Origin of the sequence: Streptomyces sp. (assembly GCF_036566765.1) — a bacterium.
Taxonomy (GTDB): domain Bacteria; phylum Actinomycetota; class Actinomycetes; order Streptomycetales; family Streptomycetaceae; genus Streptomyces.
The window spans coordinates 1-7656 of sequence record NZ_DATCVQ010000098.1 but is presented as its reverse complement, the minus strand read 5'-3'; the positions used below and the strand labels follow the sequence as shown (position 1 = coordinate 7656).

At 72.2% G+C, this 7656-nt stretch carries 7 protein-coding genes; 3 read left to right on the top strand and 4 right to left on the bottom strand.

Annotated features, from left to right (window positions below):
• Nucleotides 1-59: 59 nt before the first annotated feature.
• From VIU94_RS05525 to VIU94_RS05515, 3 genes are all read left to right on the top strand, one after another.
• Entirely contained in the window at nt 60-896 is an 837-nt protein-coding gene (locus VIU94_RS05525) for an alpha/beta fold hydrolase (protein ID WP_331908141.1), read from the top strand.
• Between the two features lie 161 nt (nt 897-1057).
• Nucleotides 1058-2155, top strand: coding sequence for an LLM class flavin-dependent oxidoreductase (locus VIU94_RS05520; protein WP_331908139.1), 1098 nt, complete (start codon nt 1058-1060; stop codon nt 2153-2155).
• Nucleotides 2152-2766, top strand: a complete 615-nt coding sequence (locus VIU94_RS05515; RefSeq protein ID WP_331908137.1) for a CE1759 family FMN reductase — start codon at nt 2152-2154, stop codon at nt 2764-2766. The genes VIU94_RS05520 and VIU94_RS05515 overlap by 4 nt, the downstream gene beginning before the upstream one ends.
• Nucleotides 2767-3092: 326 nt before the next feature.
• Here VIU94_RS05515 and VIU94_RS05510 read toward each other — a convergent pair whose 3' ends face one another.
• From VIU94_RS05510 to VIU94_RS05495, 4 genes are read right to left on the bottom strand one after another with little or no spacing between them, the layout of a single operon-like run.
• Nucleotides 3093-4115, bottom strand: a complete 1023-nt coding sequence (locus tag VIU94_RS05510) for a TolB family protein (RefSeq protein ID WP_331908135.1) — start codon at nt 4113-4115, stop codon at nt 3093-3095.
• Nucleotides 4112-5350 (bottom strand): MFS transporter, encoded by a 1239-nt coding sequence (locus VIU94_RS05505; RefSeq protein WP_331908133.1) that lies wholly within the window; start codon nt 5348-5350, stop codon nt 4112-4114. The genes VIU94_RS05510 and VIU94_RS05505 overlap by 4 nt, the downstream gene beginning before the upstream one ends.
• A gap of 21 nt (nt 5351-5371) precedes the next feature.
• On the bottom strand, nt 5372-6598 hold the full coding sequence (locus VIU94_RS05500) for an alkaline phosphatase family protein (protein ID WP_331908131.1): 1227 nt from the start codon (nt 6596-6598) through the stop codon (nt 5372-5374).
• A gap of 32 nt (nt 6599-6630) precedes the next feature.
• Nucleotides 6631-7542: a galactokinase gene (locus tag VIU94_RS05495; RefSeq protein ID WP_331908129.1), complete on the bottom strand. Its 912-nt coding sequence runs from the start codon at nt 7540-7542 to the stop codon at nt 6631-6633.
• Nucleotides 7543-7656: the final 114 nt, after the last annotated feature.

The window sequence follows — 7656 nt, the reverse complement described above, 5'->3', positions numbered from 1 at the left end:
GGCGGCGTTCCGTACCGCACCGAGGTGCGGACCAGCCACTTCGAATCGAGGAGCGCCCCATGCCGTACATCACCGTGGGCCAGGAGAACACCACCCCCGTCGACCTCTACTACGAGGACCACGGCACCGGGCAGCCGGTCGTCCTCATCCACGGCTTCCCGCTCGACGGCCACTCCTGGGAGCGCCAGAGCGCCGCGCTCCTCGACGCCGGCCACCGCGTCATCACGTACGACCGCCGAGGCTTCGGGCAGTCCTCGCAGCCGACGACCGGCTACGACTACGACACCTTCGCGGCCGACCTGAACACCGTGATGGAGACCCTCGACCTGAACGACGCCGTCCTCGTCGGCTTCTCCATGGGCACCGGCGAGGTCGCCCGCTACGTGTCCACCTACGGCTCCGCCCGCGTCGCCAAGGTCGCCTTTCTGGCCTCCCTGGAGCCCTGCCTGCTCAAGAGCGAGGACAACCCGGCCGGCGTCGCCCCGAAGGAGTTCTTCGACGGAATCGTCGCCGCCGTCAAGGCCGACCGCTACGCCTACTACACCGCCTTCTTCAACGACTTCTACAACCTGGACGAGAACCTGGGCACCCGGATCAGCGAGGAGGCGGTTCGCAACAGCTGGAACACCGCGGCCGGCGGCGGCTTCTTCGCCGCGTCCGCCGCCCCGTCGACCTGGTACACCGACTTCCGCGCCGACATCCCGGCCGTCGACGTGCCCGCCCTGATCCTGCATGGCACGGCCGACCGCATCCTGCCCGCCGAGGGCACCGGGCGCCCCTTCCACAAGGCGCTCCCCTCCTCCGACTACGTCGAGATCGAGGGCGCCCCGCACGGCCTGCTGTGGACCCACGCGGAGGAGGTCAACACCGCCCTCCTCGCCTTCCTCGCGAAGTGACGCCGCACCCGCCGGTTCACACGAGGTGAGCGCATCGCCGCGCGGCAGCCGGGGGAACCGGCCCGGCTGCCGCGGTGGGTGATGCCGAAACCTCGGCCGTCACCCCGCCTTCCACGGCCAGCCCCGCAGGATCCGGACATGACCAGGAGAACCGAGACCTCATGCAGTTCGGCATATTCACCGTCGGGGACGTGACCCCCGACCCCACCGACGGCCGTACTCCGTCGGAACACGAGCGCATCAAGGCGATGATCGCCATCGCCCTCAAGTCCGAAGAGGTCGGCCTGGACGTCTTCGCGACCGGCGAGCACCACAACCCGCCGTTCGTCCCCTCGTCCCCGACCACCCTGCTCGGCTACATCGCCGCCCGCACCGAGAAACTGATCCTGTCCACCGCCACGACGCTGATCACCACCAACGACCCGGTGAAGATCGCGGAGGACTACGCGACGCTCCAGCACCTGGCCGACGGCCGGGTCGACCTCATGCTGGGACGGGGCAACACCGGCCCGGTGTACCCGTGGTTCGGACAGGACATCCGTCAGGGCATCAAGATCGCCAAGGAGAACTACGCGTTGCTGCGCAGGCTGTGGCGCGAGGACGTCGTGGACTGGGAGGGCACGTTCCGCACGCCCCTGCAGGCCTTCACCTCGACACCCCGGCCGCTGGACGACGTCCCGCCGTTCGTCTGGCACGGTTCCATCAGGTCTCCGGAGATCGCGGAGCAGGCCGCCTTCTACGGCGACGGCTTCTTCCACAACAACATCTTCTGGCCGGCCGACCACACCCGACGCATGGTCCGCCTGTACCGGCGGCGGTACGCCCACCACGGCCACGGCCGCCCGGAGGACGCCGTCGTGGGCCTCGGCGGGCAGGTCTTCATGCGGAAGAACTCCCAGGCAGCGGTACGGGAGTTCCGCCCGTACTTCGACAACGCGCCCGTCTACGGCCACGGCCCGTCGCTGGAGGACTTCACCGAGCAGACCCCGCTGACGGTGGGCTCTCCCCAGCAGGTCATCGAGCGGACCCTGACCTTCAGGGAGAGCGTCGGCGACTACCAGCGCCAGCTCTTCTTGTTGGACCACGCGGGCCTACCCCTGAAGACCGTCCTGGAGCAGCTCGACATCCTCGGCGAGGAGGTCGTGCCCGTGCTGCGCAAGGAGTTCGCGAACGGGCGTCCCGCCGACGTTCCGGACGCGCCGACGCACGCGGCACGGGTCACCGCCGGCGCGACGCAGCGAGGAGCGACCGCCGCATGAAGCTGACCGTCGTCTCCGCGGGCCTGAGCACGCCCTCCTCCACCCGCCTCCTCGCCGACCGGCTGGCCGATGCGGCCCGCGACGATCTCGCCGACCAGGGCCTCACCGTGTCGATCGAGGTCGTCGAGCTGCGCACACTCGCCGGGGACGTCGCCAACCATTTCGTGACCGGTTTCGCACCGCCGCGACTGGCCGCCGCGATCGACGCGGTGACGGGCGCCGACGGCCTGATCGCCGTGACTCCGGTGTTCACGGCTTCCTACAGCGGGCTGTTCAAGTCCTTCTTCGACGTGATCGCCCCGGACGCCCTCACCGGGCAGCCGGTCCTGGTCGCGGCGACGGGCGGTACCGCTCGCCACTCCCTGGTCCTGGAGCACGCCCTGCGCCCGCTCTTCGCCTATCTGCGCGCGGTCGTCGTTCCCACTGGGGTGTACGCGTCGTCCGAGGACTGGGGGTCAGGGGGAGACGAGTACACCGACGGCCTGCCCGCGCGCGTACGGCGGGCGGGCGGCGAACTGGCCGCGCTCATGGCGGCCCGCGCGCGCCGAGCCGAGCCCGAGGACGACGTCACCGCCCTCGAACGGCAACTCGCCGACCTGCGCTTCGACTGAGGCCGACGGTGCCCGCACCTGAGCGGTGGGGGCGGGAAGCCGGGCTCTTGGCGCAGCGAGTCCCGCGGGGTGCAGCCGGCGAAGTGGTCACCGGCATCGTGTCCCGGAACCCGTACCACCGGCCCGAGAAGCCGAGCTTCTTCGGGGAGTACGGCACCATCAGGTTCTTCGTGTGTTGCTGGCACACGACTCGTGATTCAGCTGGAGGTCGGCGCGACCTGGCGGCCCGTGTACTGAAGAGTGTCATGGTCGCGCTCGGGCTCGAATCCTCGACCTTCGTCACGTGGGTGATGGCCCACTGGTGGCCGAGTCCCGGGCCCGGGCCGTCACGAGGGTTGAACCGCCGGGGAGACGGCGGACCTCAACAGCAGGCGTGGGCTTCCCCCGCCCGTTGCAGGCACTGACCACAGGTCGCCGCCGAAATCGCCCGGCAGCGAGTAGAGCAGCGTCCGGTCGTCGTACCAGAGGGCCTGGTCGTCGACGCTGCGCTGCTCGGCCAGCGCGGTTTCGGCGCCGGTGCGCAGATCCAGGACGTACAGCCGCCAAGGGGCCTCGGCCGGCAGGCCGGCCACCCGCTTCTTGAACGCGATCCGGGTACCGTCGGGGGAGAGGGAGGGGCACTCCACGTTGGCGCGCAGCACGCGCAGTTCGCGAGCCCGCAGGTCGCCCTCCACCAGGTGGGTTCGGCCTTCCGTGGCGAGGGTCGCGTAGAAGCGGTTGTCGTCGGCGGCGAAGGTCACCCCCCAGAAGTTGTGGTCGGCCGCCCGGCGGCGCTTGCCCCCGTCGGACACCGCGAAGTCCTCCAGGCTCGGGACGTACGTGCCCGACCGGGTGTCGTAGAGGGCGGTGCGGGTGGAGAAGTCGCCGCCCGCGTACGAGTCCCCGCCGACGAACACCGTCCAGGCGAGCAGCCGCCCGCTGGGGGAGACCCGCGCGCGGGTGGGCGTGCCCGGGACGTCGAACGAACGGATGCGCCGGAGCGCGGAGTCGAGGACCAGCGCCTCGTAGCGGGGGACGACCCCGCCCGCGCGGCGCAGGCAGACGCCCGTGCCCGCGGCCGCGTGGAAGCGCAGGCAGTCCTGGAGCGCGGTGGTACGCGCACCCGTGGGCGCGGTCAGCGGCACCGAGGCGATCATGTCGCGGCCCGGTCCCCACGCCAGGTTGCGGAAGAGCAGCCGGCCCGGCTGCTTCAGGCTCATCGGGCCGGACCGAGCCCGGGGCTCGCCCGGTCGGGCTGCTTCGCGGTCGTCGACCCGGTCCGAGGCCCGGACCACCGAGACCACGGCCGTCGCAGCGAGCAGGGCGGAGAACAGGACCAGGAGGAGGACCTTCCGCAGGGTGTGCGTCATCGCAGAGCTCCCTTGCCGAGTACCCCGACTGTCGCCAGTGACAGGGTGAGACCGATGGCCGCGCCGGCCAGCGCGGCGCCGGGGCCCGCGTACGTCCAGCCGGCGCCGAAGAGCAGCGCCCCCGCGAAGCGGGCCAACGCCTGCGCCGTCTGGATCAGGGCCAGGCCGCTCGCCCGTAGCCGCACGGGCAGCAGCGGTCCCGCGGCCGCCATCAGGACGCCGTCGGTGGCCGCGTAGAACGCACCGAGGAGGAACAGGACGAGCACGGCCGGGGCCGCGCCGCCCAGCGGGGACAGGAGCAGCAGGTACGCCGCCGCCAGCGCGGCATGGCCCGCGAGGAAGACGCGGCCGCGCCCGGCCCGGTCCGCGAGCCTGCCCAACGGGACGGCGAGCAGCAGGAAGCCGGCCGCCGTCGCCACCGGCAGCAGGGGGAAGGCCGTGGCGGGCAGGTCGAGCCGCCGCTGCAGCAGCAGGTAGACGAAGGAGTCCCCCACCGTGAACACGCCGAGCAGGGCTGCCGCCAGCGCGAGGCGCCGCACACCGCGGTCGCGGAGCACGGCGGTCAGCCCCCGTGCGCCGGGCGCGGCGGGAGTCCGGGCCGGCCGGGAGCGGACGTCCCGTACGAACAGCGCGAGCAGCAGCACCGCGAAGGCCGCCGCGCAGAAGCTCACCGTGAACACGGCGTCGTAGGCGTCGTGCGCCGCCCACAGCACTCCGAAGGCCGCGAGCGGGCCGAGCAGCGCGCCCGCCGTGTCCATGGCCCGGTGCACTCCGAAGGCCCGGCCCTGCCCCTCCGGCGTTGCGGACAGGGAGATCAGCGCGTCGCGGGGCGGGGTACGCAGGCCCTTGCCGGTCCGGTCGGCGGTCAGCACCGCCGCCACCGCCAACGGGGTGGAGACCGCGAGCAGCCCCAGCTTGCAGACCGCGGACAGGGCGTAGCCCGTGCCCGCCACGAGCTTGTGGCGCTCTGTCCGGTCGGCGATCTGGCCGCCGGCCAGCCGCAGGAGGGCGGTTGCGCCCTGGTACAACCCGTCGAGTGCGCCGAAGGCCAGCGGCGACATGCCGAGGCCGACGACGAGGTAGAGCGGCAGGACCGCAGTGACCATCTCGGCGGAGACATCCGTGACCAGGCTGACCAGGCCGAGCACGAGCACGTTCCCCGCGACGGCCGGGCCGGCCGCCGGGCGCGGTGGGCCAGTAGCAGCATCGGCGGCGCGGTTGGCCGACAGGTACACGGATGCCTCCTTCCGGTTCCGTCAGAACCAGTTGAGAGTGAGTGGGAACGTGGCGCCGGCCGACTTGCCCGCCGCATCGGTGACCGAGGCGGTGATCTGGACAGTCCCGGACCCCCACGGCTTTCCGCTGATCCGGCCGGTCGAGGCATCCATGGTCAGACCCCACGGCAGCCCGGACGCGGTCCACCGCAGCGGGGCGGAGCCGCCCGTGGCCGTGACCTGGATCGTGCAGGACTGGTTGAACTTGCAGGTCTGCGCACCCGGGTTGACGACGACCGGGCCGCCGCCCGGCGGCGGATCCCCACCGCCGTCCCCGAAGACCTCAGCGATCGGCTGGGCACTCGCCGCATTGCCCGCGTGCCCCGTCCCGAACAGGTCCTCGAAGGTCCGCAGCAGGTTGAAGTGGTTGTACGCGCTGCCGTACCGGCCCTGCTTGACGTGCGCGCCGTAGAAGACCGAGGCGATCTGGTTCGATCCCAGGAAGTTGTCCTCGTCCCAGGTGAGCACCAGGAGGCTGTTGTTGGCCTTCGCCCACTGCGCGTACGCGTCGAGATTGTTCTTGAGCCACGTGTCGCCCGTGTTCACCGAGCACGAGTGCATGTCGTTGCACTGGTTCGGGACGATGAACGACAGGTGCGGCAGTGCGTTGAAATCGGTCCGCGGGAACTGCGCCCAGGTTTTGCCGGTGTTGAGCGGCACGTTCTTGAAAGCGAACCAGGGGTTGTGCTTCTGCGCGTACTGGCCGTTCGTGCAGGCCGTGGACCCCTCGCTCGGCAGGTCTTCGTTGTACGTGGCGAACGTCTTGCCCGCCGCGATGAGTTCCTGGCCGAGGTTCGGCGCGGTCATCGACTGCGGCGTGTAGCAGCCGTCGCCGGTGATGCCTTGGGTGCCGCCCGAGAAGAGGTTGAAGTAGTTCGGCTGGCTGGGGTGGGTCAGTGCCTTCATCGCTGTGAGGCTCGCGCCGGCGTTGGCCAGCTGGTTGACGTACGGGGCATTGGCACTGCCGATGATCTCGCCGTACTGCTTGTTCTCGAACACGACCACCACCACGTGGTCGTAGCTCGGCAGGGCCTCGGCGGCCGCGGCCGCCGGGGCGGCAGCGACGTCGGCAGCCTCGGAGCCGCCGATGGTCATGGCGCCGACCAGGCCGAGGGCGCAGGCAAGGCCGGTCGCGGAGGCCCGCCACCTCCTGCCTCGCCCGCGTAGTGGTGTGACCGGGATGTCCGGTCCCAGATGTCCGGTTCGCATGACTGATTCCTCCCGCGTTCTCGGGTGCTCGGTCATTCCTCTCGCCGGGCCGCTCCGGCCACGGCGATGTTCACGAAGCGCGGCACGGGCCGGTCCAGGCCGCGGAACTCGTCCGCGACCGCCGCACGCACCGCCGTCCGCCGGTCCCCGGGCAGCAGCATCAGGACGCTGCGGCCCGGCCGGCTGCCCGGCGGCCACGCGCTGAGCGCGCCCGCCCGTCGGGCGCACTCCACGGCCCGTGCCAGGCTGTCCCTGCGGTCCTCCGCGGATCCCCGTACGGCCATGAGGACCAGACACGTCCCCGAGGAGGGCGGGTCGAAGGGCACAGTTCGCCGAGCCCCGCCCGACCCGATGCACAGGGCCGTACCGGGCCGTGCGAACAGCACGGCGCTGCGCAGGGCGTCGTCGTCCCGCGGAGCCGCCTCCCGGATCAGAGCGGCGAGTCGCTCCCTCTCGGGCCGTGCCTCGCCCTCCGGGGTGTGCACGTCGGCCACGGCGAGCGCGACCACGCAGTCGAGCGGTTCCGGGAGGCGGAGTCCGGCGGCCTCGGTGAGGGTGCCCTGGACGTGCAGGTCCGTGCCGGCGCGGCCGTACCCGGCCCGGGCGAGGGCCCGCAGCAGGGCGTAGGGGCGGGCCGCCCAGTCCGGGGTGTCCGGGTAGGGGCCGGCCAGCGCCAGATCGCAGCTCTGCGCGGGATGGCTGAGCGAACTCAGCCGCACCAAGCCGTCCTCGCGCGGGGCCGCGGCGGCCGCGACCGGCCAGCCGGCCGCGGCCACCAGGCCCGGCGAGCCGAGGTGGAAGGCGTGCGGGGCGCTCCACACCGCGGCCGGCGGCCGGCCGTGCGCGATTTCCAGCGCATGGGCGACCAGGCGGAACAGCGGGTCGGCGGTGGCCCGGTGGGACAGCGGCTGAGGCACGCCCGCCGCCGCGGCCGGGGCGTTCACCGCGACTCCTTGCGGGCGAGCAGCCGGTACGCGTTGCCGCCGTCCGTGCGACGGGCCACGGCGCTGCGTACGGCGTCCAGCACGCCCGCCGCGGCCAGGCACGGCACCGCGGCC

Bases quoted from the DNA above. Each gene is read 5' to 3' on its own strand.
- VIU94_RS05525 (WP_331908141.1), top strand. From the start codon at position 60: ATGCCGTACATCACCGTGGGCCAGGAGAACACCACCCCCGTCGACCTC.
- VIU94_RS05500 (WP_331908131.1), bottom strand. From the start codon at position 6,598: ATGCGAACCGGACATCTGGGACCGGACATCCCGGTCACACCACTACGC.
- VIU94_RS05520 (WP_331908139.1), top strand. From the start codon at position 1,058: ATGCAGTTCGGCATATTCACCGTCGGGGACGTGACCCCCGACCCCACC.
- VIU94_RS05515 (WP_331908137.1), top strand. From the start codon at position 2,152: ATGAAGCTGACCGTCGTCTCCGCGGGCCTGAGCACGCCCTCCTCCACC.
- VIU94_RS05510 (WP_331908135.1), bottom strand. From the start codon at position 4,115: ATGACGCACACCCTGCGGAAGGTCCTCCTCCTGGTCCTGTTCTCCGCC.